Annotated in this window: 25 protein-coding genes and 1 pseudogene; 17 read left to right on the top strand and 9 right to left on the bottom strand. The window is 72.3% G+C overall.

Going from position 1 to position 26,986, the window contains the following annotated elements; all coding sequences use genetic code 11:
- Positions 1-62: 62 nt before the first annotated feature.
- Positions 63-584, top strand: a complete 522-nt coding sequence (locus ABZ154_RS08425) for a DUF4240 domain-containing protein (RefSeq protein ID WP_356830275.1) — start codon at positions 63-65, stop codon at positions 582-584.
- 83 nt (positions 585-667) lie between these two features.
- Here the strand turns inward: ABZ154_RS08425 and ABZ154_RS08430 are convergent, their stop codons facing one another.
- Entirely contained in the window at positions 668-1,195 is a 528-nt protein-coding gene (locus ABZ154_RS08430; protein WP_356830277.1) for a GNAT family N-acetyltransferase, read from the bottom strand.
- A 119-nt stretch (positions 1,196-1,314) separates the two neighbouring features.
- On the opposite strand from ABZ154_RS08430, the gene ABZ154_RS08435 reads away from it, so the two are divergent.
- Positions 1,315-2,214, top strand: coding sequence for a TIGR01777 family oxidoreductase (locus tag ABZ154_RS08435; RefSeq protein ID WP_356830279.1), 900 nt, complete (start codon positions 1,315-1,317; stop codon positions 2,212-2,214).
- 171 nt (positions 2,215-2,385) lie between these two features.
- A complete protein-coding gene (locus tag ABZ154_RS08440) occupies positions 2,386-3,789 on the top strand; it encodes an NAD(P)/FAD-dependent oxidoreductase (protein WP_356830281.1) in 1,404 nt (467 codons plus the stop codon).
- Between the two features lie 47 nt (positions 3,790-3,836).
- Here the strand turns inward: ABZ154_RS08440 and ABZ154_RS08445 are convergent, their stop codons facing one another.
- Complete coding sequence (locus tag ABZ154_RS08445; RefSeq protein WP_356830283.1) at positions 3,837-5,555, bottom strand: regulator; 1,719 nt, start codon at positions 5,553-5,555, stop codon at positions 3,837-3,839.
- 301 nt (positions 5,556-5,856) lie between these two features.
- On the opposite strand from ABZ154_RS08445, the gene lipB reads away from it, so the two are divergent.
- From lipB to ABZ154_RS08465, 4 genes are all read left to right on the top strand, one after another.
- Positions 5,857-6,678: a lipoyl(octanoyl) transferase LipB gene (gene lipB, locus ABZ154_RS08450; RefSeq protein WP_356830285.1), complete on the top strand. Its 822-nt coding sequence runs from the start codon at positions 5,857-5,859 to the stop codon at positions 6,676-6,678.
- A gap of 184 nt (positions 6,679-6,862) precedes the next feature.
- Entirely contained in the window at positions 6,863-7,840 is a 978-nt protein-coding gene (lipA, locus tag ABZ154_RS08455) for a lipoyl synthase (protein ID WP_356830287.1), read from the top strand.
- A gap of 267 nt (positions 7,841-8,107) precedes the next feature.
- Entirely contained in the window at positions 8,108-8,308 is a 201-nt protein-coding gene (locus tag ABZ154_RS08460) for a hypothetical protein (RefSeq protein ID WP_356830289.1), read from the top strand.
- 30 nt (positions 8,309-8,338) lie between these two features.
- Positions 8,339-9,046: a DUF4191 domain-containing protein gene (locus ABZ154_RS08465; RefSeq protein WP_356830291.1), complete on the top strand. Its 708-nt coding sequence runs from the start codon at positions 8,339-8,341 to the stop codon at positions 9,044-9,046.
- An 88-nt stretch (positions 9,047-9,134) separates the two neighbouring features.
- Here ABZ154_RS08465 and ABZ154_RS08470 read toward each other — a convergent pair whose 3' ends face one another.
- Positions 9,135-9,542, bottom strand: a complete 408-nt coding sequence (locus tag ABZ154_RS08470) for an RDD family protein (protein ID WP_356830293.1) — start codon at positions 9,540-9,542, stop codon at positions 9,135-9,137.
- Positions 9,543-9,836: 294 nt separating this feature from the next.
- On the opposite strand from ABZ154_RS08470, the gene glnA reads away from it, so the two are divergent.
- Positions 9,837-11,246, top strand: coding sequence for a type I glutamate--ammonia ligase (gene glnA / locus ABZ154_RS08475; RefSeq protein WP_015608102.1), 1,410 nt, complete (start codon positions 9,837-9,839; stop codon positions 11,244-11,246).
- A gap of 240 nt (positions 11,247-11,486) precedes the next feature.
- Here the strand turns inward: glnA and ABZ154_RS08480 are convergent, their stop codons facing one another.
- Together ABZ154_RS08480 and ABZ154_RS08485 are read right to left on the bottom strand one after the other, a co-directional pair.
- A complete protein-coding gene (locus ABZ154_RS08480) occupies positions 11,487-12,053 on the bottom strand; it encodes a GNAT family protein (protein ID WP_356830295.1) in 567 nt (188 codons plus the stop codon).
- A 432-nt stretch (positions 12,054-12,485) separates the two neighbouring features.
- Positions 12,486-12,791, bottom strand: coding sequence for a hypothetical protein (locus ABZ154_RS08485; protein ID WP_356830297.1), 306 nt, complete (start codon positions 12,789-12,791; stop codon positions 12,486-12,488).
- Positions 12,792-12,910: 119 nt separating this feature from the next.
- Here ABZ154_RS08485 and ABZ154_RS08490 point away from each other — a divergent pair, with 119 nt between their 5' ends.
- Positions 12,911-13,273: an ArsC/Spx/MgsR family protein gene (locus tag ABZ154_RS08490; protein ID WP_356830299.1), complete on the top strand. Its 363-nt coding sequence runs from the start codon at positions 12,911-12,913 to the stop codon at positions 13,271-13,273.
- A gap of 18 nt (positions 13,274-13,291) precedes the next feature.
- Here ABZ154_RS08490 and ABZ154_RS08495 read toward each other — a convergent pair whose 3' ends face one another.
- Entirely contained in the window at positions 13,292-13,789 is a 498-nt protein-coding gene (locus ABZ154_RS08495) for a carboxymuconolactone decarboxylase family protein (protein ID WP_356830301.1), read from the bottom strand.
- A 47-nt stretch (positions 13,790-13,836) separates the two neighbouring features.
- On the opposite strand from ABZ154_RS08495, the gene ABZ154_RS08500 reads away from it, so the two are divergent.
- Entirely contained in the window at positions 13,837-15,246 is a 1,410-nt protein-coding gene (locus ABZ154_RS08500) for a PLP-dependent aminotransferase family protein (protein ID WP_356830303.1), read from the top strand.
- A 9-nt stretch (positions 15,247-15,255) separates the two neighbouring features.
- Here ABZ154_RS08500 and ABZ154_RS08505 read toward each other — a convergent pair whose 3' ends face one another.
- Positions 15,256-16,218 (bottom strand): Gfo/Idh/MocA family oxidoreductase, encoded by a 963-nt coding sequence (locus ABZ154_RS08505; RefSeq protein WP_356830305.1) that lies wholly within the window; start codon positions 16,216-16,218, stop codon positions 15,256-15,258.
- 242 nt (positions 16,219-16,460) lie between these two features.
- On the opposite strand from ABZ154_RS08505, the gene ABZ154_RS08510 reads away from it, so the two are divergent.
- The 7 genes and pseudogenes from ABZ154_RS08510 to ABZ154_RS08540 all read left to right on the top strand — a co-directional run bounded on the left by ABZ154_RS08510 (position 16,461) and on the right by ABZ154_RS08540 (position 25,560).
- Positions 16,461-17,939: a hypothetical protein gene (locus tag ABZ154_RS08510; protein WP_356830307.1), complete on the top strand. Its 1,479-nt coding sequence runs from the start codon at positions 16,461-16,463 to the stop codon at positions 17,937-17,939.
- A gap of 25 nt (positions 17,940-17,964) precedes the next feature.
- Positions 17,965-19,112 (top strand): annotated as a pseudogene (locus tag ABZ154_RS08515) (hypothetical protein).
- A 206-nt stretch (positions 19,113-19,318) separates the two neighbouring features.
- Complete coding sequence (gene glnII, locus ABZ154_RS08520) at positions 19,319-20,353, top strand: glutamine synthetase (protein WP_356830309.1); 1,035 nt, start codon at positions 19,319-19,321, stop codon at positions 20,351-20,353.
- 402 nt (positions 20,354-20,755) lie between these two features.
- A complete protein-coding gene (locus tag ABZ154_RS08525) occupies positions 20,756-21,346 on the top strand; it encodes a winged helix-turn-helix domain-containing protein (protein ID WP_356830311.1) in 591 nt (196 codons plus the stop codon).
- Between the two features lie 551 nt (positions 21,347-21,897).
- Positions 21,898-23,166: a sensor domain-containing protein gene (locus tag ABZ154_RS08530; RefSeq protein ID WP_356830313.1), complete on the top strand. Its 1,269-nt coding sequence runs from the start codon at positions 21,898-21,900 to the stop codon at positions 23,164-23,166.
- Positions 23,151-23,798, top strand: a complete 648-nt coding sequence (locus ABZ154_RS08535; protein ID WP_356830315.1) for a response regulator transcription factor — start codon at positions 23,151-23,153, stop codon at positions 23,796-23,798. The genes ABZ154_RS08530 and ABZ154_RS08535 overlap by 16 nt, the downstream gene beginning before the upstream one ends.
- A 157-nt stretch (positions 23,799-23,955) precedes the next feature.
- Positions 23,956-25,560, top strand: coding sequence for a DUF1996 domain-containing protein (locus ABZ154_RS08540; RefSeq protein WP_356830317.1), 1,605 nt, complete (start codon positions 23,956-23,958; stop codon positions 25,558-25,560).
- 102 nt (positions 25,561-25,662) lie between these two features.
- Here the strand turns inward: ABZ154_RS08540 and ABZ154_RS08545 are convergent, their stop codons facing one another.
- Together ABZ154_RS08545 and ABZ154_RS08550 are read right to left on the bottom strand one after the other, a co-directional pair.
- Entirely contained in the window at positions 25,663-26,160 is a 498-nt protein-coding gene (locus ABZ154_RS08545) for a hypothetical protein (RefSeq protein ID WP_356830319.1), read from the bottom strand.
- Between the two features lie 27 nt (positions 26,161-26,187).
- Positions 26,188-26,916, bottom strand: coding sequence for a class I SAM-dependent methyltransferase (locus ABZ154_RS08550; RefSeq protein ID WP_356830321.1), 729 nt, complete (start codon positions 26,914-26,916; stop codon positions 26,188-26,190).
- Positions 26,917-26,986 lie beyond the last annotated feature (70 nt).

The raw sequence follows: 26,986 nt of genomic DNA on the forward strand, positions 1-26,986 counted from the left end.
AAGGCTTCTTTTCGCCGTCTGGGCGTGCGAGGGGTCCCGGCAGGCTGGATGCTGGACCCGTGATGGACGAGACGGAATTCTGGGAGCTCATCGACAGCAGCCGCGAGGGAGCCGAGGGCGACCCCGAGGAGCAGGCCGACCTGCTCGTGGAACGGCTGGTGCAGCTCGACCCCGATTCCGTGCTGGACTTCGCCCGGCACTTCGAGGCCCGCTACAACCGCGCCTACCGCTGGGATCTGTGGGGCGCGGCCGCCGTGCTGCTCGGCGGGGCGAGCGACGACGCCTTCGACTACTTCCGGTGCTGGCTGATCGGCCAGGGCCGGGAGGTCTTCGAGGGTGCGCTGCACGACCCGGACGGGCTGGCGGAGCTGCTGGAGGAGTTCGACGAGGAGCTCGACGGGGACGGCGAGGAGCTGGGGTACGCGGCCGACGAAGCCTACGAGCAGCTCACGGGCGTGGTCGCGCCCGATCTGGGCCTGCCGCCGCAGCCCACCGAGCCGCTGGGCTCCCCGGTCGACTTCGAGGACGACGAGGCGCTGGCGGCCCGCTACCCGGAGATCTGGGACCGCTTCGCACCGCGCTGAGCGACCCGTCCACGGATCAAGCCGGACCACGGATCAGGCCGGACCACGGATCGGACCGGACCACGGATCGGACCGGCCACGGATCAGGGCGCCAGCGAGCGCCCCATCAGCACGTCGTCGGCATAGCGCCCGTGCAAGAAGAACTCGCCGCTCAGCACTCCTTCCACGGCGAACCCCTCGGAGGCGTAGAGCGCCCGGGCGGGGGTGTTGTGCCCGAGCACCCGCAGCGTGATCCGGTTGGCCCCCTGGCGCCGCGCCTCGGCGAAGGCCGCCCGCAGGAGGGCCCGCCCGACCCCGGCTCCGCGCGCCCAGGCCGCCACGGCCAGGCCCTGTATCTGCCGCACATGGGCGTTGCAGGCGAGGGGCGTGGGCGGGACCAGGCGTATGTACCCGGCGATGCGCGGCTCTCCGGTTTCCGTCGCGGCCTCGGCCACCAGGAAGTCCTCGGGCCGGTGCCGCTCGTCGAAGAAGGGGTCGTACGGGGGCCGGGGCCGCGGCACGACCGCGTGCAGCGTCGACCAGGTGGACCGGTCGAGCTCACCGAGGGCTTCCTCGTCGGCCGGCAGGGCGGGACGGACGGAGACGGAGTGGAGGGTGGTGGTTGCGGACATGACGTCACTCTCCCATGCCGGGTTCTTCGCACTCCACGGTGTTTTCCTCGTATGCACTGCCGTGTTGCCCGTCATCACCACTGCCGTGTTTCCCGTCATCCGTGGGGCAGGATGGCACCATGCCGACCTCCCGTATCGCCGTCACTGGATCCTCCGGACTCATCGGAGCGGCGCTCGTGCGCTCGCTGCGCGCCGACGGGCACGAGGTGGCCCGCCTGGTGCGACGGCCCGCCAGGTCCGGTGACGAGGTGGAGTGGGACCCCCAGCGGGGTTACGTGGACGCGGCCGGGCTGGTGGGCTGCGACGCGGTCGTCCACCTCGCCGGGGCCGGGGTCGGCGACCACCGCTGGACCGACGACTACAAGCGGGAGATCCGCGAGAGCCGGGTGCTCGGCACGGCCGCGATCGCCGAGGCCGTCGCCTCGCTGGACACCCCGCCGAGGGTGTTCCTCTCCGGGTCGGCCATCGGCTACTACGGCGATACGGGAGACCGAGCCGTCGACGAGGGCGCGCCGCCCGGGGCCGGCTTCCTGCCCTCCGTCTGCGAGGAATGGGAGGCCGCGACGGCCGCCGCCGAGGAGCGGGGCGTGCGCACGGTGCACGCGCGCACCGGTCTGGTGGTGGCCCGCGAGGGCGGGGCGTGGGGGCGCCTGTTCCCCTTGTTCAAGGCGGGGCTCGGCGGGCGGCTGGGCAACGGCCGCCAGTACTGGAGCTTCATCGCCCTGCACGACGAGGTGGCGGCCCTGCGCCACATCCTGGACACCGAGTCGCTGACCGGACCGGTGAACCTGACCGGGCCCGACCCCGTCACCAACGCCGAGGTGACCGCCGCGATGGGCCGGGTGCTGCGCCGCCCGACCCTGTTCACCGCCCCCGCGCCCGCGCTGCGGGTCGCGCTCGGGGAGTTCGCCGGCGATGTGCTGGGCAGCCAGCGGGTGATCCCCGGGCGGCTGCTGGACTCCGGCTTCACGTTCGCGTTCCCCGGCATCGACGCGGCGATCCGCGCGGCCCTGCGCTGAGCCTCACCCATATCCGTCGTGTTCCGTGCGACCCCGTGCTCCGGTGCTCCCGGGCACGCGCGTCTGATGCGGTATCAGCCATCCTCCTAGCCTCGATGCGAACTCCGGCATTCCGGGGACCTGTTGGGGGCAAGAGCCCCCCACCAGTCGCACCGACTCGGGGAGGGGCTTGTGCGCAGCACGGCACACCACGCGGACGTGATCATCATCGGGGCCGGGATCGCCGGCCTCTCAGCGGCCCATCTGCTGACCGACGCCGGAGTCGGCGTCAGTGTTCTGGAGGCGGCCTCCACCGTGGGCGGCCGGCTGGCCACCCATGAGGTGGACGGCTTCCGTCTCGACCAGCTCGGCCCCCTGCTCTGCACCTCCTGGCCGGAGCTGACCTCCACCCCGGGGCTCGGCACCCCGGAGCTGCGGGAGTTCGCGCCCGGCGTGCTGGTGCACCGCGAGGGCCGCCGCCACCGCACCGGCGACATACGGAGCGCGAGGGGCGCACTCAGAGCCGTACGCGCCCGATCGAGCGCCCCCAGCGCCTCTCCGGGCGCGTACGGAAGCCACCTGCGCCTCGTGACCCGAGGCGGCCCACGCGGCGGCACAGGCGCCGGGGCCACCGGCCTCCGAAGCAGCGCCACCGTGTCCGAGGCGATCGACCGGGCCCGGCTCGGCGCCGCGCTGTCCCGGCTGGCCGCCACCCCGACGGCCCGGCTCCTGGCCCGCCCCGAGCGGACGGCGCTCGCCGCCCTGAGGGCCGGCCAGATGCCGGCCCGTACGGTGGACGGCATCCTGCGTCCGCTGCTCTCCGCGCTGCTCGGCGACCCCGGACTCACCACGTCGAGCCGGTACGCGGATCTCGCCCTGCGGGACTACGCGCGGGGCGGGCTCTGCGTCCCGGCGGGCGGTTCGGGGACGCTGCCGGACCTGCTGGCGGCCGCGCTGCCGCCCGGCACCGTACGGACCGGAGTGCACGTCACGGCCGCCGACATCACCACCGTACGCACCAAGGAGCACGGTGAACTGGGCTGCCGTTCCCTGTTGTTGGCAACCGGCGCAGGGGCGGCGGCCGAGCTGCTGCCCGGGCTGCGGGTGCCGGCCTTCCGTCCGGTGACGGTCCTTCACCACACCGCGCCCGCGCCCCCGCCGACCGCCAGATCGCTGGTGCTGGACGGCGACCGGTCGGGCCCGGTGGCGTACACGGCGGTGATGAGCGAGGTGGACCCCTCGCGCGCGCCGGAGGGCCGGACGCTGATCACCTCGACGGTGCTCGGGGCGCCGCCGCCGGACCTGGACCGTTCCGTACGGACGCATCTGGCGGCGCTGTACGGGGCCCCCACGGACGACTGGGAGCTGCTGGCCGCCCACCACGACCCGGAGGCGGTCCCCGCGATGGAGGCACCGCACGACCCGCGCCGGCCGGTGCGGGTGCTGGCGGGGCTGTACGTGTGCGGCGACCACCGGGACACGAGCACGGTCCAGGGGGCGCTGCACTCGGGGCGCCGGGCGGCCGAGGCGATCCTGACGGACCTGGGGGTGGCTCCGGGGCATCTGGGAGGCGTGGGGCTGCCGGAAGCGGCGTAGGGACGGGCGCTCAAGGGCGCTCCCTTCCGAAGGCGCCCGACCGGGTCTCAGCCCAGCGCCGCCACCCGGTCGCGGTAGCCGCGTACGGGGGCCGCGTCCCGGTACGGCTCCAGGGCGCGCTCGAAGGCGCGTACGTACTCGGCGGCCCGGACCGAGCGCATCTCGGAGGCCTGCTGGGCCGCCTCGGCACCGAGCTGGCAGGCCTGTTCCAGCTCACCGAGGCCCAGCCGGGCGGAGGCGAGGACCACCCGGCAGAACAGCCGGCTGCGGGCGTACGCCGGGGCGCGCAGCTGGAGCGAGCGCTCCGCGTGCTGGGCGGCGGCCCGGTACTGCTGGAGGTCGCGGTGGCAGTGGCCGAGCTCGTGGGCGAGCTGGGCCTCGTCGAAGGGGCGGGCCCACGTCGGCGCCTCGTCGCCGGGCCGGGCGATCTCCAGGGCGTGCTCGGCCCGGGTCAGCGCGGCGGTGCAGGCCCGCGCCTCGCCGAGGATCCCGTGGCCGCGCGCCTCGACCGAGTGCAGCAGGGCCTGGACGAGGGGCGGGGCGGCGGAGCCGATGCCCTGCTGGGCGACGCGTGCGAGCTGTACGGCCTCCCTGCCGTGGCCGAGGTAGACGGCCTGGCGGCTCATGGTGATCAGGACGTACGCCCCGTAGCCGCGGTCCCCGGCGGCCTGGGCCAGCCGCAGGGCCTGGACGAAGTACCGCTGGGCCAGGCCGTGGGCGGCGATGTCGAAGGAGGTCCAGCCGGCCAGCCGGGTCAGGTCGGCGACCGCCGCGAAGAGGCGGCGCCCGGTGGCTTCGCCGTAACTCCCTCGGAGCATCGGCTCGGCCTCGTGCTCCAGATAGCGCACGAGGGCCTGGCGGGCGTGGCCGCCGCCGTAGGTGTGGTCGAGGGTGCGGAAGAGCTCGCCGACCGAGCGCAGCGCCGCGACGTCACCGCTGCCGACGCGCAGGCCGGGCCCGCGCTCGGTCTGCCGCTGGCGCGGGACCACGGGGAGCCCCTCCGCACCGGCAGGAGCTCCCGAGCCGGGCAGTCCGCCGGGCAGGGCCCCCGCCGCCGCTCCTGGCCGGGCCGTCCCGGACGGGTCGGCCGCCGGCGGCCGGCCGGCGGCCGGCACGGGGTGACCGGTGGCGGGCCGGCCCACCGGGCGCACGGGTCCGCCGGGGCGGGGCATGCCGCGGAGGTCGGTGCGCAGGCCCCCGACCGTGCGGCCCGGGGCCGGCGCCTCCGCACCGCCGCCGGGTGCCGGGGCTCCACCGGCGGCCCCGGCACCTGCCCTGCGGTGCGGGGCGGGCGGCTGGGCCGCCCCGCCGTCCCGGGCCACCCACTCGTCGGCGCGGCCGATCAGCCAGTCGCGGCTGGGGACGACGAGACCGGCGGGGGTGAAGGCGATCTTGCGCAGCTCGGTGTGCGTCCCCGAGTCCTTGCGCCACAGGCCGCTGACGATGTCGACGGCCTCGGTGGGGGTGGCCGCGAACTCCAGCCCCGCGTAGACGGGCGCGCAGGCGTCGAGGCCGAGGTCCTGCGCGGAGAGCCGCCGCCCGAGCCGCCGGGTGAAGACCTCGGCGATCAGGGCCGGGGTGGTGCCGCGCGGCTGCTGTCCCCGCAGCCAGCGGGTGACCGAGGTCTTGTCGTACCGCAGGTCCAGTCCGTGTTCGAGGCCGAGCTGATCGACCCGGCGGGCGAGGCCCGCATGGGAGAACCCGGCTTCCGCGATGAGTGAGGCAAGGCGGCGGTTGGGCGTGCGCTGCGGGGGTCGTTCCGACATCAGCTGTACGGTCTCCTGCCTTCGGGGGCCGGGCAGCCCCTGGGGAACGGCGTGAATTTAGCGTCCGCCGGGGCGGTCGGAGACACCCTTTGCTCCACGTTCATCCGATCGTGTGAGGATTGCGGACAGAGCTGACAGAAGGGGCCGGACCTCCCTCACGTCGGGAAGCGCCTCCTCCACCTGCCGGTGGGCCGGCCGGGTGACGGTCGTACAGTGGATGCGGGCGCGATCAGTGCAGGGTGCCGTCATCCCGGGGACACCCCTTCGGGCACACGGCGCCCGACGTAGGGAGGCATCTGTCGTGAGCGAGCTGCGGTTCGTCCGTCTGGGCTTCGGTGACGAGGCCGTCGAGTACACGGAGGCCTGGCAGAAGCAGCGCGAGGTGCACGCGGCCCGGTTCGAGGACCTGGTGCCGGACACCTGTCTGCTCCTGGAACACCCGCCCGTCTACACGGCGGGCCGCCGTACCGCGGTGAGCGAGCGCCCGCTGGACGGCACCCCGGTCATCGATGTGGACCGGGGCGGGAAGATCACCTGGCACGGCCCGGGGCAGCTCGTCGGCTACCCCATCCAGAAGCTGCCGCGTCCGGTCGACGTCGTCGCGCACGTCCGCCGCCTGGAGGACGCGCTGATCCGCACGTCCGCCGACTTCGGGGTGGAGACATCGCGGGTCGAGGGCCGCAGCGGTGTCTGGGTGCTCGGCGACCCGGTCGAGGAGCGTCGTACGCTCGGCGGGCTCTCGCTGGACTTCGACCCCAGGCTCCAGGACGAGGAGTTCGATCCGCGGCTGAACGGCCCGGAGTACGCCCCGTCCAACGCGGGCCAGCGCCGCGAGGACCGCAAGCTGGCCGCGATCGGGATCCGGGTCGCCAAGGGCGTCACGATGCACGGCTTCGCGCTCAACGTGAACCCGGACAACACCTGGTTCGACCGGATCGTGCCGTGCGGCATCCGTGACGCAGGGGTCACGTCCCTCTCGAACGAGCTGGGCCGGGAGATCACCATCGAGGAGGTGCTGCCGGTCGCCGAGAAGCACCTGCGGGACATCCTGGAGAACGCGGAGCTCGCACCCCGCGTGATCGAACAGCCGGCCGAGCAGCCGAAAGCCGCAGCCCCGGCGTAGCGGCCGGAAAGCAGTACCGGCCAGTAGCCCCGACCGCCACCACCGGCCGGGGGACCGCCGGGGAATAGGTCCCGTCGGCCGCAGGTTGGGCAGGCGTAAGGCCGTTTGATTTACGGGCGTACCCTGGTGTTCGCCGAAGAATCCCATGCGAATCCCACGCAGCAGAAAGCAAAGGGGAGCCGGAGTGTCCGCTGTCGCACCCGACGGGCGCAAGATGCTGCGCCTGGAGGTCCGAAACAGCCAGACCCCCATCGAGCGCAAGCCCGAGTGGATCAAAACGCGGGCGAAGATGGGCCCCGAGTACAAGCAGCTGCAGAATCTCGTGAAGGGCGAGGGGCTGCACACGGTCTGCCAGGAGGCGGGCTGCCCCAACATCTTCGAGTGCTGGGAGGACCGCGAGGCCACCTTCCTCATCGGCGGTGACCAGTGCACGCGGCGCTGCGACTTCTGCCAGATCGACACGGGCAAGCCGCAGGCGCTGGACCGTGACGAGCCCCGCCGGGTCGGCGAGTCCGTCGTGAAGATGGACCTGAACTACGCCACCATCACCGGCGTCGCCCGCGACGACCTGGAGGACGGCGGATCCTGGCTGTACGCCGAGACCGTCCGCCAGATCCACACGCTGACGGCGGAGCGGGAGGCGGGCGCGACCAAGGTCGAGCTGCTGATCCCCGACTTCAACGCCGAGCCCGAGCAGCTCGCCGAGGTCTTCTCCTCGCGCCCCGAGGTGCTCGCGCACAACGTGGAGACGGTGCCGCGCATCTTCAAGCGCATCCGCCCCGGCTTCCGTTACGAGCGTTCCCTGGAGGTCATCACCCGGGCCCGCGAGGCCGGTCTGATCACCAAGTCCAACCTGATCCTCGGCATGGGCGAGACCCGCGAGGAAGTCAGCGAGGCGCTCCAGGACCTGTACGACGCGGGTTGCGAGCTCATCACGATTACGCAGTACCTGCGGCCCACCGTGCGCCACCACCCGGTCGAGCGCTGGGTGAAGCCCGTGGAGTTCGTGGAGCTGAAGGACGAGGCCGACGCGATCGGCTACTCCGGCGTGATGTCGGGGCCGCTGGTGCGTTCCTCGTACCGCGCGGGCCGGCTCTTCCAGCAGGCGATGGAGGCCCGCGGCGCGGCCACCGGAAGCCTGCCGACCGCCCAGGCCGTGTGAGTCCGCTCACCCGCGCTACCGAGCAGTAACCGTACGACCGAGGCAGCCCGCGCGCTCCCCGCAGGTGAGGGACGCGTACGGGCCGCCTCGGCGTGCGGGGCGCCGGAATGAAGGGTTCATTGGTGTTTGACCCACCGGTCACGCACTGGTAACACCAAGCAGTGACCCTAGGTACACGTGCAGCGGCAGCTCCCACGGCCGTCGCCGTCACTGCTTCCCGTACTCAGTCCGCGCCCGGGTGGCGCATCCACTCCGAGAGGGAACACCATGCAGGCCACACCGGTCCGCGCCCACGCCATTCCGTCCGTCACCACCGCCCTGCGCGCCGTCGAGTCGCTGCTGCTGAGCAGCGGCCAGCGCACCGCCCGCCGCAACGCCTGGACGGCCGTCCTGGAGGACCGCCGCCGGGCCAAGGACCGGGTGGAGTCCCCGTACGTACCGGACGCGGTGGCCGACCACCGTTCCTAGGCCGCTTCCACGCCACGTAAACTTCCGTTTATGGCGAGGAAGGCAAAAACTGAAGGCGCGGACAGCGCCGAGAACGCAGGGCGGCTCAAGCAGATCGCCCTGACCTACAAGATGACCAGGCGGTCCGACAGCAAGATCGGGTTCATCGTCGCGGGCGTGGGAATCGCCACGTTCGGTGTCCTCCTCGGCATCGGCTTCGTGATCGGTCACCCGGTCTACCTGGGCATCCTGGGCTTCGTCCTGGCCGTCCTCGCGATGGCGATCATCTTCGGACGACGGGCCGAGCGAGCGGCCTTCGGGCAGATGGAGGGCCAGCCCGGTGCGGCGGCCGCCGTCCTGGACCGGATCGGACGCGGCTGGACCACAACCCCCGCCGTGGCGATGAACCGCAGCCAGGACGTCGTGCACCGGTCCGTCGGCAAGGCCGGCATCGTCCTGGTCGCCGAGGGCAACCCGAACCGGGTGAAGGGCCTGCTCGCGTCCGAGAAGAAGAAGATGGCCCGCATCGTGGTGGACGTCCCGGTCCACGACATCATCGTCGGCAACGGCGAGGGTCAGGTGCCCCTGAAGAAGGTCCGCACCAAGATGCTGAAGCTTCCCCGCGTCCTGACCGGCCCGCAGGTGACCAGCACCAACGACCGGCTGCGCGCGATGGGCGACCTGATGAGCAACATGCCGCTGCCGAAGGGCCCGATGCCCAAGGGCATGCGGATGCCGCGCGGCGGAAAGATGCGCTGAGCGCGCGTACGCGACGTACACAGGGCGGCCCCGGACCGTGGGATGGTCCGGGGCCGCTGCGTTTCGGCGTGCTCAATGGGGACCTTGTCTACATCCGGACCTGTACGGCGCGGCCGAGGCGGTCGTGGAGGCCGCGCCCGTCGCGGTCCCAGACGAGGGCGGGGATGACGAGCAGGAGCAGGACGGTCCGTACGAGTACGCGGCCCAAGCCCAGGCGGCCGCCGTCCTCGGAGACCACGCGCAGCCCCAGGAGGCGCTTGCCGGGAGTGCAGCCGATGGTGCCGACGGTGAGGGCGCTCATGAGGAGGAAGACGCCGAGCGCCCAGTTCCCCGCCGCCTGCTGGTCACCGCGAGCGAGCAGCCCGTATGCGATCACCATGCAGATCGACCAGTCGATGAAGACGGCCCCGAAACGGCGGCCGAGCGAGGCGATGGCCCCCGGCCCCTCTTCGGGCAGCCCGAGCCGCTTGCCGCGGTAGCCGAATTCGGCACCCATGTCTTCCGCGGCCGCGCGGGGCCCCGAGAGCCACGATCCGATTGCTTGCCTGTTGTCCACCCGTCCACGGTACTGCGCCCGGGTTTGGGCCCGACCGGGCGGGGCACGGAAACAGCCGCGCGGAGACAGCCGCTGAGATGCCGCTCACCCTCGCCCCGGTTAACTTGGGCGAAACAAATGGGTCATGCTTGAGAAATCACGCCTGCCTATGGTCGGCACCAGCGTGTGCCACCGCACTGGCCGCACCACGAGCTACAACCCCGTCCCTCCCGGGCCGGGAGTAGGAGGAGTTGGATGTTCCAGAACGCCGACGAAGTGCAGAAGTACGTAGCGGACAACGACGTCAAGTTCATCGATGTCCGGTTCTGCGACCTGCCCGGGGTGATGCAGCACTTCACCATCCCGGCAGCGACCTTCGACCCGGCCGAGGAACTCGCCTTCGACGGCTCGTCGATCCGCGGTTTCCAGGCGATCCACGAGTCCGACATGGCGCTGCGCGCCGACCTGTCGACGGCTCGGGTGGACCCCTTCCGCCGCGACAAGACCGTCAACATCAACTTCTTCATCCACGACCCGATCACGGGCGAGCAGTACAGCCGCGACCCGCGCAACATCGCCAAGAAGGCCGAGGCGTACCTCGCCTCGACCGGCTTCGCGGACACCGCGTACTTCGGCCCGGAGGCCGAGTTCTACGTCTTCGACAACGTCCGCTTCCAGACGTCGGCGAACGAGAGCTTCTACCACATCGACTCCGAGGCCGGCGCCTGGAACACCGGGTCGGAGGAGAACAACCGCGGCTACAAGGTCCGCTACAAGGGCGGCTACTTCCCGGTCCCGCCGGTGGACCACTTCGCCGACCTGCGTGCCGAGATCTCCCTGGAGCTGGACAAGAACGGCCTCCAGGTCGAGCGCCAGCACCACGAGGTCGGCACCGCCGGCCAGGCCGAGATCAACTACAAGTTCAACACGCTGCTCGCCGCCGCCGACGACCTGATGCTCTTCAAGTACATCGTGAAGAACGTCGCCTGGCGCAACGGCAAGACCGCGACCTTCATGCCGAAGCCGATCTTCGGCGACAACGGCTCGGGCATGCACGTCCACCAGTCGCTGTGGCAGGGCGGCACGCCGCTCTTCTACGACGAGCAGGGTTACGCCGGCCTGTCGGACATGGCGCGCTACTACATCGGCGGCATCCTGAAGCACGCCCCGTCGCTGCTGGCGTTCACCAACCCGACGGTGAACTCCTACCACCGCCTGGTCCCCGGCTTCGAGGCCCCGGTCAACATGGTGTACTCGCAGCGCAACCGCTCCGCCGCGATGCGCATCCCGATCACCGGCTCGAACCCGAAGGCCAAGCGCGTCGAGTTCCGCGCCCCGGACCCGTCCTCCAACCCGTACCTCGCGTTCTCCGCGCTGCTGATGGCGGGCCTGGACGGCGTCAAGAACAAGATCGAGCCGGCCGAGCCGATCGACAAGGACCTCTACGAGCTGGCTCCCGAGGAGCACGCCAACGTCCAGCAGGTCCCGACGTCGCTCCCGGCCGTGCTGGAGGCCCTGGAGGCGGACAACGAGTACCTCCAGGCGGGCGGCGTCTTCACGTCGGACCTGATCGAGACGTGGATCGACTACAAGCGCACGCACGAGATCGCCCCGATCCAACTGCGTCCGCACCCGCACGAGTTCGAGCTGTACTTCGACATCTAAGCCGCGGGTCGCGCTCGCTGAGCGCCTGATGCCTGAGGCACCGAGGGCCGCCACCTCCTTCCGGAGGTGGCGGCCCTCGGCCACTTCGTCTCTGAGTTCCCCCGAGACGCGGGAATGGGCGACAGAGGGTCAGGTGGGTCTCATGTTCGTCAGGGGCGGGAACGTCCGGCGTCCACCGCCCCGTGCGTTTCGGCTGATCCCAGGCCCCGGGCGACCGGAAGCCGACTCGCCTCCAGGGCCTCACCGCAGCGAAGGCCGCGGCCTGCCCGCCCAGTACTCGTCCGCCGTGATGCCCAGCAGGACCACGTCATGGTAGGCGCCCGCGAAGAACTCGTGCTGGCGCAGGCGGCCCTCCTCCACGAAGCCGAGTTTGCGGTAGAGGGCCAGGGATGCGTCGTTGAAGGCGTAGACCTCCGCCTCGCACTTGTGGCTGCGCTGTTCGGCGAACATGTAGGTGAGGACCAGCTCGGTGGCCTCGGCCGCGTAGCCCTGGCGGCGGTGTTCCCGGGTGACCTCGATGCCCGTACGGAAGCGGCCCGCCCTGGCGTCCGTCTCGCCCACCGACACCGCGCCGACGAAGGCGTGCTCGAAGCGGGTCTCGATGACCAGGTGGTACGCGGCGGGGTTCGGCGTGCGGCCGGCGCGTTCGGTGGTCCAGGCGCGGAAGCTCTCCTCCGAGCGCGGGGGGTCGACCACGTCGGCGTTGCGGGCGTCCACGGTGTGCAGGGCAAGGGCCCGGAAGCCCTCCCAGTCCGCCGGTTCGATGCCTCGCAGGCGTACCCGCTCGCCGGTCCACAGGTCGCTCATCGCGCTCCCTCGGCTTGGGGACAGCGGGTGGTTCCGGACCTGTTCTTCGGCGTGATCACCTCGGTCGTCATCCGGTCACAGTAGAGGCAACCGGCACCGCGTTCGATGCTTTTCGGGCGATCATGCCTGTCGGCCCGCCAGGCGGCAGCCCGGGCAGCCGGGGTGGCCCCCGGCGGGCGGTGCGGTCCCTGACCGTCCAGGACCATGCGCAGCCCGACAGGCGGAGCAGCCAGCTGAGCAGGGCGGCGCCGAGGGTGATGCCGACGCCGGCGAGGGCGATGGGCAGGCACGGACGACAGCCGCTAGCGGCCTGCCCCCCGGCAGGCGGTGCGTCGCACCGCCACCTGCCGGGGGCCGAGCCGGGAGCATGCCTGTGCCCCCGGGCCGTGTTCGGACTCGGGGGCACAGGGCTGTCGGCGGGCGGTGGTGGCGTCAGCGGCCGTAGCGGATCAGGGCGCGGACCATGCGGCAGGTGGTGTCGGACGGCGGGTGCATGCCCAGGCGCTCGGCGGTCGTCCGTATCTTGTGGTTTCCGGCGCTGGCCGGCTGGTAGACCCCGCTGTCCAGCAGCGCGATCGCCAGCCGCATGGCCTTCAGGCGGCGGTTGTGCGAGACGTACCACTCGCGGGGGCGGCCCGCGGGCAGTCGCTTCTTCGTCGGCGGGGCGGGAAGCGGCGGGTGGAAGGGCATCGGGAGCTGTCGGTCGAGCGGCTCGGTCGTGGCTGCGGCAACGGCCATCGGCATCCTCCTGGCAGGGTGGTGGAACCCTCACGAACTCCCTCCATTTTACTGCCCCCCACTGACAATCGTCCCTGGCCAGAGGCGTTTTCGGCAGTCACTCGCGTACCCTTGGCCCCATGGAGATCTGGATCAATCCGGCCTGTTCCAAGTGCCGTAGCGCTGTCGGTCTGCTGGACGCCGAAGGGGCCGACTACACCGTCCGGCGTTACCTGGAGGACGTGCCCTCGTCCGAGGAGATCCGGGCCGTCCTGGGCCGGCTCGCGCTCGAACCGTGGGACATCACGCGGACGCAGGAGGCGGCGGCCAAGGAACTCGGGCTCAAGGAGTGGCCCCGGGACGCCGGTTCGCGAGAGCGGTGGGTCACCGCCCTGTCCGAGCACCCCGAGCTGATCCAGCGGCCCATCATCACCGCCGACGACGGGAGTGCCGTGGTGGGCCGGAGTGAGGAAGCCGTACGGGACGCCTTGGGGCGCCGGTAGCCAGCAGGGGCGGGACCCTCAGCGTTCGTCCGTGCCCGCGCGCTTGGCCGTGGCGAGGGCGATGCGGTTCCAGGTGTTGATGGTGAGGATCAGGGCCAGAAGCTGGGCCAGCTCCTGCTCGTCGAAGTGTTCGGCCGCCCGGTCGTAGACCGCGTCCGGCACCCCGGCGTCCGCGAGCCGGGTGACCGCGTCGGTCAGGGCCAGGGCGGCCTGCTCCCGCTCCGTGAAGAAGTGGGCCGCCTCCCGCCACACCGCCACCATGTGCAGCCGCTCCTCGCTCTCCCCCGCCTTCCGCGCGTCCGTGGTGTGCATGTGGAGGCAGTACGCGCAGTGGTTCAGGTGCGAGGAGCGGATCTGGACCAGCTCGACCAGCGTCGGGTCCAGGCCCTCGCGGGCCGCCGCGTCCAGGCCGATCACGGCCCGGAACACCTTCGGGGCGGCCTTCGCGAAATTGAGCCGGTCGGTGGGGGCGGGGGTGGCGGTGCGGTCGTTCGGCTTGATCTCTGTCGTCGTCATGGGTACGAATCTATGGGCACAGGCGACCGGTTACGGGGTGCGTTCCGGTGACGGATTCATGGGTCAATTCGGCGGAGATCCTGGGCAGTGATCTGCCGCTGGAGCACTCCGCCACCGGCAACCGCCGGTCCGTCCTGATGGCTGCCCTCCGCGAGGCCGTCCGCAGCGGGCGGCTCACCCCCGGCACCCGGCTGCCGCCCTACCGTTCCCTCGCCGCCGACCTCGGGCTCGCCCGCAACACCGTCGCCGACGCCTACGCGGAGCTCGTCGCGGAGGGTTGGCTCGCCGCCCGTCAGGGCTCGGGCACCCGGGTCGCCGAGCGGGCCGCGCCCGTCACCCCGGCCCACCGCCCCCGCACCCCGGAACGCCCCTCCCGCCCCGTCCACGACCTGGTCCAGGGGCAGCCGGACCCCGCCGCCTTCCCGCGCACCGCCTGGCTGGCCTCCGGGCGGCGGGCGCTCGCCGCGGCCCCCAACGACGCGTTCGGGCCCGGTGATCCGCACGGGCGGCCGGAGCTGCGGCGGGCGATGGCCGGCTATCTGGCCCGGGTCCGCGGGGTGCGTACCTCGCCGGAGCGCATCGTCCTCTGCTCGGGCGCCGCGCACGGGCTGCGGCTGCTGGCGGAGGTGGTGGGCGGCCCGTGGGCGGCGGAGGCGTACGGGCTGCCGTTCCACCGCGGGCTGCTCGCCGCACACGGCGTCGGCACCCGGCCGGTGGAGGTGGACGGGGACGGGGCCCGGGTCGGTGAACTGACCCGCCGCGACCGGGCCGTACTGCTCACGCCTGCCCACCAGTTCCCCACCGGCGGGCCGCTGCACCCCGCGCGGCGGGCGGCGGTGGTCGACTGGGCGCGGTCCACGGGTGGGCTCGTCGTGGAGGACGACTACGACGGGGAGTTCCGCTACGACCGGCAGCCCGTGGGGGCCGTCCAAGGGCTCGATGCCGAGCACGTGGTGCTGCTGGGGTCGGTGAGCAAGAGCCTCTCCCCCGCCCTGCGGATCGGCTGGATGGTGCTGCCCGAGCGGCTGGTGGCACCGATCGTCGCGGCGAAGGGCGAGCGCGAGCAGTTCTCCAGCGCCACGGAGCAGCTCACCCTCGCGGACTTCGCCGACTCGGGCGCGTACGACCGTCATGTACGCCGGATGCGCCAGCACCACCGGCGGCGCCGGGACCAGTTGGTGGCGGCGCTGGAGCAGCGGGCCCCTCACGTCCGGGTCACCGGGATCGCGGCGGGGCTGCACGCGGTGGTGGAGCTGCCGCCCGGCACCGAGCGGTCGGTGGTGCGGGCGGCGGCCTGGCAGGGGCTCGCGGTGGAGGGGCTGGCCGACTACCGGCACCCGGGGGCGGAGCAGGCGGAGGGCGAGCGGGACGGGCTCGTCGTCGGATACGCCACCCCTGCCGAACACGCCTACCCGGAGGCGTTGGAGGCCCTGTGCCGGGCCCTCCCGCCGGGGTGAGCCCACCGGCTACCGGCCGGCCTGGCCCTCCGCCTCCGCCAGCAACTCCGTGAGGCGGAGGCCGAAGCGGGCGTCGCAGGCGTGCGGCACCCCCGTACGCACCGCTTCGGCCAGCGCGTCCACCGCTCCCCGGAACGCCGCCTCCGCACCGTCCCAGCCCGGGATCGCGGCCGTGCCGTGCTCGCCCCGCAGTTCGATGTCCATGCCCGCGGCGGCCGGCGGGGCGCTCAGGCCGAGGGTCACCGTGCTGGAGGCGCCGGAGGCGTGGCGCAGGATCAGGTGGGTGGTGTCGGCGGGGCCGCGGGCGGCGGTCAGCTCCGTGACCTCGCCGAGCACCGGGATCAGCACCGATAGGGCGTGCGGGCCGACGTCCCACAGGCCGCCCTTCTCCCGCCGCCACGGCGAGTCGGCGTACTGGCTGGCCGAACCCTCGGCGTAGAGCGAACCGAGCCACTGGGCGCGGGCGGTGAACCAGCCCTCCACCGCCGCCTGTTCGGCGATCCACGCGGCGGTCTCGGGCGCGAAGCGGAGCGTGCAGAAGACGACCGAGGCAACATCCGCCTGCGCCGCCGCCTCCGCGACCGCGCGGGCCCCCTCGACCGTCGTGGCGACCGGCTTGTCCATCAGGATGTGGCAGCCCGCCTCCGCCGCCCGGACCGCGAGCGGCGCCTGGATGTCCGGCGGCAGCGCGAACGCCACCGCGTCGCTCGTCTCCAGCAACGCGTCGATCCCCGCCTCCCCCGTGTACGCCCGGGTCCCGTGGACCGTCGCGAGGGCCTCCGCCGCCTCGGCCCGGCGGCCCCACACCCCGCTCAGCTCGACGCCGGGGTGGACGGCCAGCGCGGGGGCCTGGGTGTTGCGCGCCCAGGGGCCTGTGCCGAGGAGGCCGATGCGGAGGGGGGCGATGGGGGTGGAGGGGGTGGCAGTGCTCGTGGTGCTGGTGGCGCTGGTGGTGCCGGCGGGTGTCGTCATGGGGGTCAGTGTGCCCGGTGGCGGGGGCGGGGGGCGGTGTGCCCCATGCTCGGTACGGGGGAGGCGGTGTGCCCTCCCCCGGCGTTATGCGGTGGCGCGGGGCGGTCATGGGCCGTTACGTTTCCTGGGCCGGCCGCGGGACTTCGGCTGCGACTTCCGAGACTTGCCTGTGAAGCGATGATTTCGTTGTTCGCGCCTCCATTCCCCGGCCGGCGTCCGCTGTCTCCACCGGGGGGAAGTCCATGAACACGCCGCCCGAGACCCTGGCCGATCTCGTCGCCGCCGAAGACGTCCTGCTCTTCGCGAATGCGGCGATCACCGCGACCGGACAGCGCGGGTTCCGTTCCGGCGCCGTCTACCAGCAGCTGTCGCTGGACTTCCTGCACGCCTACGTACGGGTCAACTACCGCCGTGTGTACGCCGCTTCGCTGGCCCTCGACGTCAACGACCACAACGCCGCCCGCATCGTGCTCGGCCTCCTGGAGACGGCGGGCGAGGCGAGTGCCGAGGAACGGCGCACCGAGGGCCGGCTGATCGCCGCCCGGCTGGCGCTGCTGCCTCCGCAGCGGGTCTACCGCCTCTTCGGCGAGGTGCGCCGGGCCCGGATCAACAACCGGCGCACCCGGGCGATCATGCGCGACTGGCTGGCAGCCCGGCCGGACCTGGGGCACGACGCGGTGAAGTACCGGAGCGGCGTGAAGACCGCCGCCCGGCACATCCATCTGCGCTGCGCCGAGGGGGCCGGGGCGGCGGCGGAGGTCGGGGCGTTCCTGTTCCGGCCGGGGAAGCTGCCGCGGTACGAGCACCCGGTGCTGGACGCCTGGCGGCGCGCCCACTACGAGCAGGGGGCTGTGGCCGAGCTGCCGTTCACCGTCGCGGAGGGGTTCGCGGCCCGGCACGGCATGAAGCGTGAGACGTTCCTGAAGCGGGCCGCGCCCCGGATGACCCGGCTGGAGCGGCTGCGCACCCAGGAGCAGCGGGTGGTGGGCGACCGGCGGCCGGAGGTCGATCTGACCGTGATGCCGCTGACCCGGCTGGCGCTGTACGTCCTCGCGCTCCCCTTCGAGCAGCGTGCCGCCCGCCGCGCCGAGCTGACCGGTGCCCTGCGCACGGCCGCGCGCCGCGCCGCGGGCCGGCACGCCGGGAGCTGGGGGCGGGTGCACACGGTCCTGGACGACAGCTTCTCCTCGTCCGGGTCGGGGCAGAAGCGGCGGCGGCCGCTCGCCGTGGCCCTGGCCTGCCACCATCTGCTGGAGGCGCTCGCCGCGCCGGGCGCGTACCGGGGGCTGTGGACCTCGGGCCGGGATGACGCCCTGCTCGTACGTCCGTGGGGGCCGACCCCGCTCGGGATGCGGGTCCTGGACGCGCTGGAGCCCGGGCCGGGCGGCGCGGCCCCGGACCGGCTGGTGATCGTGTCGGACGGTTGGGACAACGCCCCGGCGGGTCTGGCGGGCGAGGTGCTGCGGGTGTGGCGCACGCGGCTGGACCCGGGGCGGCGGACGGCGGTGGTGCACGTGAACCCCGTATACGACGCGGACGGTTTCGACGTGCGGCGGCTCGCCGCGGGGGTTCCGACGGCCGGGATCCGGGACGCGGAGGATCTGCCCGCGCTGGTGGAGATCGCCCGGTTCGCGGAGGGCCGGACCGGCCCGGCGGAGCTGCAGGCGTACCTGGACCGGCGGGTGGCGCTGTTCCTGGGAGAGAAGGAGACCGTGTCGTGATCCTGGGAGAGAAGGAGGCCGTCTCGTGAACCGGCTGGAGCTCACCGGGCTCTCCACCCGGCCCGCGCAGGTGTGGGGCGGCGTCCGTCTCGTACCGCTGGTGCGTGAGGCGCCTGTGGAAGGGCTCCGGCTGCGCCGGGAGGTGTACGACGGCCTCGGGGCGGGGGTCGTCGAGCGTGAGCCCCACAGCCACTACGTCTCGTACATCCCCCACGGGCTGGTCGCCGACTGGTCCGGTGAGGGCGAAGGCCCCGAAGTGCCGGGAACGGGCAGGCAGTCGGCCGCGTACGGGACTCAGCTCGGTGGCGGGCGGGAGGCGCCTCGTACCGTCCGGCTGCCCCGGCTCACCCACCATCGCATGGCCAGGCGCCACCCCGGCGACCGGCTGCGGTTCCTGCCGCTCCATCTGGCCCTGGAGGGCTACCTCGCGCTGCACTTCGGCGGCCCGTCGACCGCCTGGGAGGAGTGGTCGCGCCGGGCGCTGCGCGACGGGCTGTCGCCGCGCGCGGAGGACGCGTACCTCGGGTGGCCGGTGCGCGGCTCGGGGACGCGCTGCGGATCTTCGAGATCCACCCGGACCAGTGCGGGGTGATGGTGTACGTCTCCGACGCGCTCGCCGCCGCGTTCGTGGTGCCGCACCCGGAGGACTACCGGCTGCTGCACGCCTCGCTGGTGGAGGACCTGTACGGGGAGCTGGTGCACCAGTACGCGCTGTACGGGGCGCCGGTGGCGGAGTTCGGGGCGCGCCTCGGGGACGGGGCGCACATCCGTACGCTCGCCGATCTGCGGGCGGTGGCGCGGGGTCAGGAGCGGGCGTGGGAGGAGGCGCACGAGGCCCTGTTCGCGCGGGAGCTGCTGGATTCCTCGTACCGCTTCGACCGGGTGTACCGGATGGGGTCGTTCACGCTGTGGCGGTTCCTGCCGCCGTTCGTCCGGGACGGCGGCGGGCAGCACATCGGGGAGACGATCACCGATCACAAGGGGCAGGTCGCCTACCTCAAGACGTTCCGGCTCTCCGACGCCCAGATCCGGCGCGGCTATCTGCTGCACGTCCTCGCGGGCGCGGACTGGGAGCTGTCCCGGGCGGCCGGGACACTCGGGTCGAGCCGGGAGGAGCTGGTGCGGCGGATCCGCGCCGCCGGGTTCTCGGAGCTCCTCAAGGGCAACGTGTGAGCAGTGGAGGTGACGTGTCAGCGGTAGAGGGTGACGTGTCAGCGGTTGAGGGCAACGCGTGACGAGTCCTTACAAGGCGCACTTCTAACGCACTTCTATCGCAGGAAAGCTCGGTAACACGGGGTTCACACTCGGGCAACGGACGGGAAATCGCAGCTTGCCAAGCTGCGCGGCATAGACCGCTGCACCCGCAAAGGATGGCGTCCGTGACGTTCAAGGCTGAGTACATCTGGATAGACGGCACCGAGCCGACCGCCAAGCTTCGCTCCAAGACGAAGATCATGGACGGCACGCCGTCGGGCGACGTAGCGGATCTCCCGATCTGGGGATTCGACGGTTCCAGCACCAACCAGGCCGCGGGCCACGCCTCCGACCGGGTGCTGAAGCCCGTCTTCACCTGTCCGGACCCGATCCGCGGCGGCGACGACGTCCTCGTGCTGTGCGAGGTCTTCGACATCGACATGACGCCGCACGAGTCCAACACCCGGGCGGCGCTGCGTCCGGTCGCCGAGCAGTTCGCGGGCCAGGCCCCGATCTTCGGCATCGAGCAGGAGTACACCTTCTTCGACGGCCACCGGCCGCTCGGCTTCCCCGAGGGCGGCTTCCCGGCCGCGCAGGGCGGCTACTACTGCGGGGTCGGCGCGGACGAGATCTTCGGCCGCGAGATCGTGGAGAAGCACCTCGACAACTGCCTGGCCGCCGGGCTCGGGATCTCCGGCATCAACGCCGAGGTCATGCCGGGCCAGTGGGAGTTCCAGGTGGGCCCGCTCTCCCCGCTGGAGGTCTCCGACCAGCTGTGGGTGGCCCGTTGGCTGCTCTACCGCACCGCCGAGGACTTCAACGTCTCCGCGACGCTGGACCCGAAGCCGGTCAAGGGCGACTGGAACGGCGCGGGCGCGCACACCAACTTCTCCACCAAGGCGATGCGCGAGGGCTACGAGGCGATCATCACCGCGTGCGAGTCGCTGGGTGAGGGCTCCAAGCCGCTGGACCACGTGAAGAACTACGGCGCGGGCATCGACGACCGGCTCACCGGCCTGCACGAGACCGCCCCGTGGAACGAGTACAGCTACGGCGTCTCCGACCGCGGCGCCTCGGTCCGCATCCCGTGGCAGGTCGAGCAGGACCAGAAGGGGTACATCGAGGACCGCCGCCCCAACGCCAACGTCGACCCGTACGTCGTCACGCGGCTGATCGTGGACACCTGCTGCACCGCGCTGGAGAAGGCCGACCAGGTCTGAGCCCGTAGCCGTACCTTTCAGGGAGGGGCCCGCCGGATCACCGGCGGGCCCCTCCCTGCAGGGATTTCCCCGCTCGTTCGAGACCGGAGGAGAGAAACGTGGGCGAGAAGAAGCGCGGCGTGGGGAAGGTAACGCCAAGAGGCCGTATCGGCGGGTGAGAGGAGCCTGATGCATTGCCGCAATGTCTGCTTCAATAGAGCCATGGCCAGCTTCCAGTACATCGCGTCGGGTCGCAGCGACCTCGAGCCGTTCTGGCCTTCCCGTCAGCACCATGATTTCGACCGGGTGTGTTGCCGCGCGTGGAACGCGCAGGCCCTCTAAAGCCGCTCACCCGGCCTTCGGTCCGCGCGCACGACGTAGGTCCGTCCTCGACGACTCCTCGCGCGAAAGAGCTGACCCTCCATGGCGAACACCCCTACCTTCTCTGCCGCTTCCGCTGTCACCGCAGCCTCTCCGGCGCCCGCTGCGGCCGACCCCACCACCCGCTCCCGCTCCCTCTCCCCCAACCGGCACGGTCTGCGCGCCGTCGACCGTGACGAGGTCGCCCGGCTCTCCGACGTGGCCGGCTTCCTGCCGCCGGGCGCGACCTGGCTGCCCGCCCCCCAGCACACGCTTCCCGCCCTGCCGGGCCGGCCGCCGATGATCGGTTACCTGGTGCTCGTGCCGGCCGACCAGCAGCCGGCGCCGGAACCGGTCGAGGAGGCGGCGTCGCCCGGGCCGGTCCGGATCGACTCGACCCGGCGTACGGCGTCCGTCGACGGGGTGGCCCTCGACCTCACCTACCTGGAGTTCGAGCTGCTGGCCCACCTGGTGGCGCACCCGCACCGGGTGCACACCCGCGACCAGCTGGTGACGACGGTATGGGGGTACGGGCACGTGGGCGACGGGCGCACCGTGGACGTCCATGTCGCCCGGTTGCGCCGCAAGCTCGGTGCGGAGCACCGGCGTTCGATCCAGACGGTCCGCCGGGTGGGGTACAAGTACACGCCCTGACCGGCCTGATGTCCCTGCGCGTCCGGCGGCCCCAGACCACGGTCTCCGCCGTGGTCCGGGGCCGTCCCCGTGTGTCACACCCCTGGGTCACGGGGGTGGCGTCCGCCCTGAGGTCCGGTTCATCGCCCTCCAGGCTCGGCAGCTTCGAGAGGCCCGTGGGCATAAGCCCGTTCGCTCGCCGAGGAGCAGCTTCACGGAACCAGCAGGTCGCCGAGTGTGCTCCACACACCGATGCGTGCGGCGAGGTCGTTCCTCGCGCGGCCTCGCCTCGTACCGTTGCGCCTCGTGCCGTCGCGCTTCATGCGGTCTCGCCCCCAGGTATCGAGCATCGAGCAGATCCGTACGTCGGAACGCTTCGAATCCAGGAACGGGGCCCGCCCGCCCCAGCCGTCGGAGCCCCCCCTTCGCGAGGGGCCGGCACGAGGCCCCGGGGTGGTGCTGGCTACACCCCCGGGTGGGTGGCGTACCGGCTGCCGCTGCGGGGCGGGAGGGGGCGAGACTTGCAGCACGACGGGGGCCGGCTCGGGTCCCGTGAGGGAAGAGGGAACACGATGAACGCACTCGCGACACGGATACGGCCGCCGATGCTGGCGGCGGGACGAGGACTGGTCCTGTCGGTCTACGGGCTGGCGGTCTCCATCACCCTGTGCGTCCTCGCGGTGCTCTCGATCGCCTTCATCCTGCTGGGCATCGGGGTGTTCACCACCCCGGTCGTGCTGGAGGCGGTGCGCCGGCACGCCAACCAGCGGCGGCTGTGGGCGGCCGACTGGTCCGGCGTACGGATACCGGTGCCGTACCGCCCGTTCCCGCCGGATCTGCGCAGGGGTGTGACCGGGCAGGTGGAGCGGACCACGCTGCTGCTGAAGGACCCGGCGACCTGGCGGGACCTCCAGTGGCTGCTGGTCGACATGACGGCCGGGACCGTGCTGGCCGTGGTGGCCGCCGCGCTGATGATCTACCCGATCGAGTCGGTGGTGCTGGCTGCGGGGCTGTGGCGGGTGTTCCAGGACGACCCGTACTGGTACGGGTTCGTGCCGGTGAGCAGCCAGCTCACGGGGCTGGTCGCCCTGGCGTTCGGCATCGCGCTCTTCCACCTCGGGCTGCGGGCCGCCGAGCCGGTGCTGCGGGCGCACTTCCTGCTGGCCCGCACCCTGCTGGCGCCGACGCCCGAGCAGACGCTCGCGCAGCGGGTGGACCGGCTCACCGAGACGCGGCACGAGGCGGTGGACACCGCCGCCTCCGAACTGCGGCGCATCGAGCGGGATCTGCACGACGGGGCGCAGGCGCGGCTGGTCGCGATGGGGATGAACCTGGGCACGATCGAGGCGCTCATCGAGAAGGACCCGGCGCAGGCGAAGAAGTTGCTTGCGACGGCCCGGGAGTCGTCGGCGGAGGCGCTGACCGAGCTGCGTGACCTGGTCCGGGGCATCCACCCGCCGGTCCTCGCCGAACGGGGCCTCGGCGACGCGGTCAGGGCGCTGGCCCTGCGGCTGCCGGTGGCCACGGAGGTCACGGTGGAGCTGCCGGGACGGGCGGAGGCGTCGGTGGAGTCGGCGGCATACTTCGCGGTGAGCGAGGCCCTGACCAACGCGGTGAAGCACGCCGGCGGAGACCGGATCTGGGTGGACCTGCACCACGGCGAGGGCATGCTCCGGATCTCCGTGACGGACAACGGCGGGGGCGGTGCGCGGATCGGATCGGGCTCCGGGCTGAGCGGAATCGAACGACGACTCGGTACATTCGACGGCGTCCTGGCCGTCAGCAGCCCTGCGGGCGGCCCCACCATGGTCACCATGGAGCTGCCTTGCGTGTTGTCCTAGCCGAAGACCTCTTCCTGCTGCGCGACGGACTGGTGCGCATGCTGGAGGCGTACGGGTTCGAGATCGCCGCCGCGGTGGAGACCGGTCCCGAACTGAGCAGGGCTCTGGCTGGGTTGGAGCCGGATGTCGCGGTCGTCGACGTCCGGCTCCCGCCGTCCCACACGGACGAGGGGCTGCAGTGCGCCCTGGCCGCCCGGCGGGCACGGCCTGGGCTGCCGGTGCTGGTGCTCTCCCAGCACGTGGAGCAGTTGTACGCCCGGGAACTGCTGGCCGACGGCAACGGGGGGACCGGCTATCTGCTGAAGGACCGGGTCTTCGACGCCGACCAGTTCATCGACGCCGTACGGCGGGTGGCGGCGGGCGGCACGGCGATGGACCCGCAGGTGATCTCCCAGCTCCTGTCCCGCCGTTCGCAGGACAAGCCGATGGGCGGCCTCACGCCGCGCGAGCGGGAGGTGATGGAGCTGGTGGCCCAGGGCCGGTCCAACACGGCGATCGCCGCCCAGCTGGTGATCACGGAACGGGCGATCGCCAAGCACACCTCGAACATCTTCGGGAAGCTCGGCCTGCCGCCCTCCGACGACGACAACCGCCGGGTGCTCGCGGTGCTGGCCTATCTGGACCACGGCTGAGCGCCGGTGGACGCCCCATTGGCCGCCTTCGCCTGAGAGTTGGGCATTCGGGCCGCTTTCCTGCTGGAGCTTCGCACGAATCGGCAGGAGGGCTGAACAGGAAGCCCGGGCCGCGCGTATGGGACGTCACGCTTCTCCCTCGAAGCAGAGGAGTCCCATGCGACGCACAGCACGTACACCCCGTACGTCCCGCAAGAAACGCTCCAGCCTGGCCAACCGCGCCATAGCTGCCTCCGCCGCCCTGATCCTGGGCGGGGGCGGGCTGGTGGCGGTCAATGTCTACGCCTCCGCGGGGGAAGGGCCGTCCGGTTCGCCGCCGACCTCCCGGACCCAGAACGCGGGCCGCCAGATGTCCACGATCGACTGTCCCGATGCCGGTAACGAACTGCCCGACGTGCCCGAGCAGGCACGCCCCGAGGTCGACCGCGAACTCGCGGCGATGGATACCCAGATCACCGATGCCTACCGGCAGTTCGCCGACCGGAAGGAGCAGATATCCCGGGATCCCGGGCTCGCCGAGAACGCCGTGCTCGGCCCGTTGCGGAACAAGCGGACGGCGAGTCTCGACCGCATCGGCATCGCGATCGGGCGCGTCGGAGAGCGGCCGGCGGGGATCGAAGGTCTCGCCGGGTGCAGCCTGCGCGCCGACGACAGCGCCTCCGGCAGCCCCGGGGACGATACGGGTGACGGCGGCGACGGCGGCAATGGCGGTAACGGCGACGGTGGCCAGGACGACGGCCAGGGGCAGGACCAGGGCCAGAACCAAGGCCAGGGCGATGACCAGGGCCAAGGTGACAACCAGGGCCAAGGCGATGACCAGGGCAACGGTCAGGACCCTGGTGACGGTCAGGACCCTGGTCAGGGTGGCCAGGGTGGCAACGGGCCCGAGCCGGCCGATTTTGTCGACATCCAGTCCGTCCAGCCCAATGTCCAGCGCCCCCGGCAGCGCCGCGGCGCCTCCCGCGGCACCTTCACCACCGACTGCGGCCGCAACGAGAACGGGAAGTTCAACCCGGACAACGTCATCGTCGCTCCCGGCGTGAGCAACGGCGCGCACCACATGCACGATTACATCGGCAACCAGGCCAACGACGCCTTCGCCAGCGACGACGACCTGGCGAACGGCGCCACCACCTGCCGTAACCAGGGCGACCGGTCGACCTACTACTGGCCCGTGCTGCGCCTGCAGAACGGCCAGGACGAGGCCGACGTGAACGCCGACGGCGGTGGCAAGGACCAGAACGTCGGCCAGATCCAGACGCCGTCCCAGGTGACCCTGAAGTTCGTCGGCTCCCCCGTCGGCAAGGTCAGCGCGATGCCGCGCTTCCTGCGGATCATCACCGGGGACGCGAAGGCGTTCACCAACGGCGACGCCAATGCCAACGCCTCCTGGAGCTGCACCGGCTTCGAGGACCGCCAGCTGAAGGACAAGTACCCGATCTGCCCCGAGGGCAGCCAGGTGGTACGTACGTTCGCCTTCCAGAACTGCTGGGACGGGCAGAACGCCGACAGCGCCAACCACCGCACCCATGTGGCGTTCGCACAGGCCGACGGGCGTTGCCCCAACGGGTTCCGGGCGGTTCCGCAGCTGGTCCAGCGGATCGTGTACGACGTGCCGCCGGGGCCGGGGTTCGCCGTCGACTCCTTCCCCGAGCAGCTGCACAAGCCGATCACCGACCACGGCGACTTCATCAACGTCTTCGACCAGCGGCTGATGAACAAGATGGTGCGGTGCATCAACGACGGGCGCAGGTGCCGCTGACACGACACCGAGACCGGCACCTACGCCGGTGGGTGGTGCCGGTGCCGCTGATTCGGCACCGGCACCGGCCCCCGTGACGCCCGTCCCCCTCAACCTGCGCGGTCAGCTCCCGTGGTGACCGGAGTGCCCTTCCTCGCTCCCCCCATCACCGCTCTCCCCCGAGTGGTGCGGCGAGGCGGTCTCCACCGTCCCCCCGAGCCGGCCGCGCAGCGCCACGACCACCTTCGCGTCCCCGACGGCGACCCAGCGCCGGCCGACGAGGTACGAACCGCCGTAGTTCTTGGCCTCGTTGATCCACTCGCGCTGGCCGCGGTCGGTGGCGAAGGTGGTCAGTATGTAACGCCCTGTAGCCGTCTTGCAGTTGGCCTGTCGGAGCTCCTGGGCGTCGGTCTGTACGTTGGGGTCGCAGCCGGCCTTCTCGGCCAGCTGCTCCAGGGTTCCCGTCGCGGTCGGCGGTGCCGAGGGACGGTCGCTCCCGGCGCCGTCGGCCGCGTCCTGTTTGCCGTCCGCGCTGCATCCGCTCAGGAGCAGCACCGCTGCCAGGAGGGTACCCGCGGCCCGAGCGCCGGCTGCGCATCGCCATTCCGGTTCTGTCGCCATCGGTCCATCCTGCACCCAAAACCGGTCTCAGGTACGGGCGACGGCCAGGCTCGTCACATAGGACTCGCGGACCGTCCCGCCTGGGAACGCAGCGGCCAGCAGGGCGCGTTCCCGCTCCAGGACCCCGGCGGCCACCGCCCGTTCCGCGACCAGGAAGACCGAGTGGCTGGCGAGGTTGGCGAGGTGGACGTCGAGCGTCACCTCCCGGCTCCACTCCACCTGCCGGGTGCGGAAGTCCACCCCGGCGGGCAGCCCGGCCCGGAGCCGGGCGTCGGCGTCGTACGCCGCCACGTGCTGGTCCTCCTGTCCCTCGCCGAAGGTGTCCAGCACCCGCCGCCTCTGGTCCCCGATCCACGCCACGCGCGGGTCGGAGTCGTTCCACCACAGGGCGAGCGCCCCGCCGGGCCGCAGCACCCGGCGCGCCTCGGGGACGGAGCGGGCCGGGTCGGTCCAGTGCCATGACTGGGCGTACGTGATCAGGTCCAGCGACCCGGTCCGCAGCGGCAGCCGGTTGCCGTCGCCCCGGACCACGGGCACGTGCGGCAGACCCCGGCGGAGCTGCGCGGCCATCCCGTCGCCCGGCTCCACGGCCACCGCCCGGGCGCCGCGGCCGTCCAGCAGGGCGGTGGAGATGCCGGTGCCGGCCCCGACGTCGGCGACCCGCGCTCCGGCCAGCGGGCGGCCGGACAGCTTTTCGATCGCGTCCAGCAGGGCGGGCGGGTAGGAGGGCCGGCTGGCCGCGTAAGAGGCGGCCACCGAGCCGTTCGGCGAGGTAACGCAGGGTCCACGAGGAGCGGTTGCGCAACCGGGCGGTGGCGATGCGCAG

The sequence above is a fragment of the Streptomyces sp. NPDC006261 genome (assembly GCF_040613515.1).
In the GTDB taxonomy this organism is placed as follows: domain Bacteria; phylum Actinomycetota; class Actinomycetes; order Streptomycetales; family Streptomycetaceae; genus Streptomyces.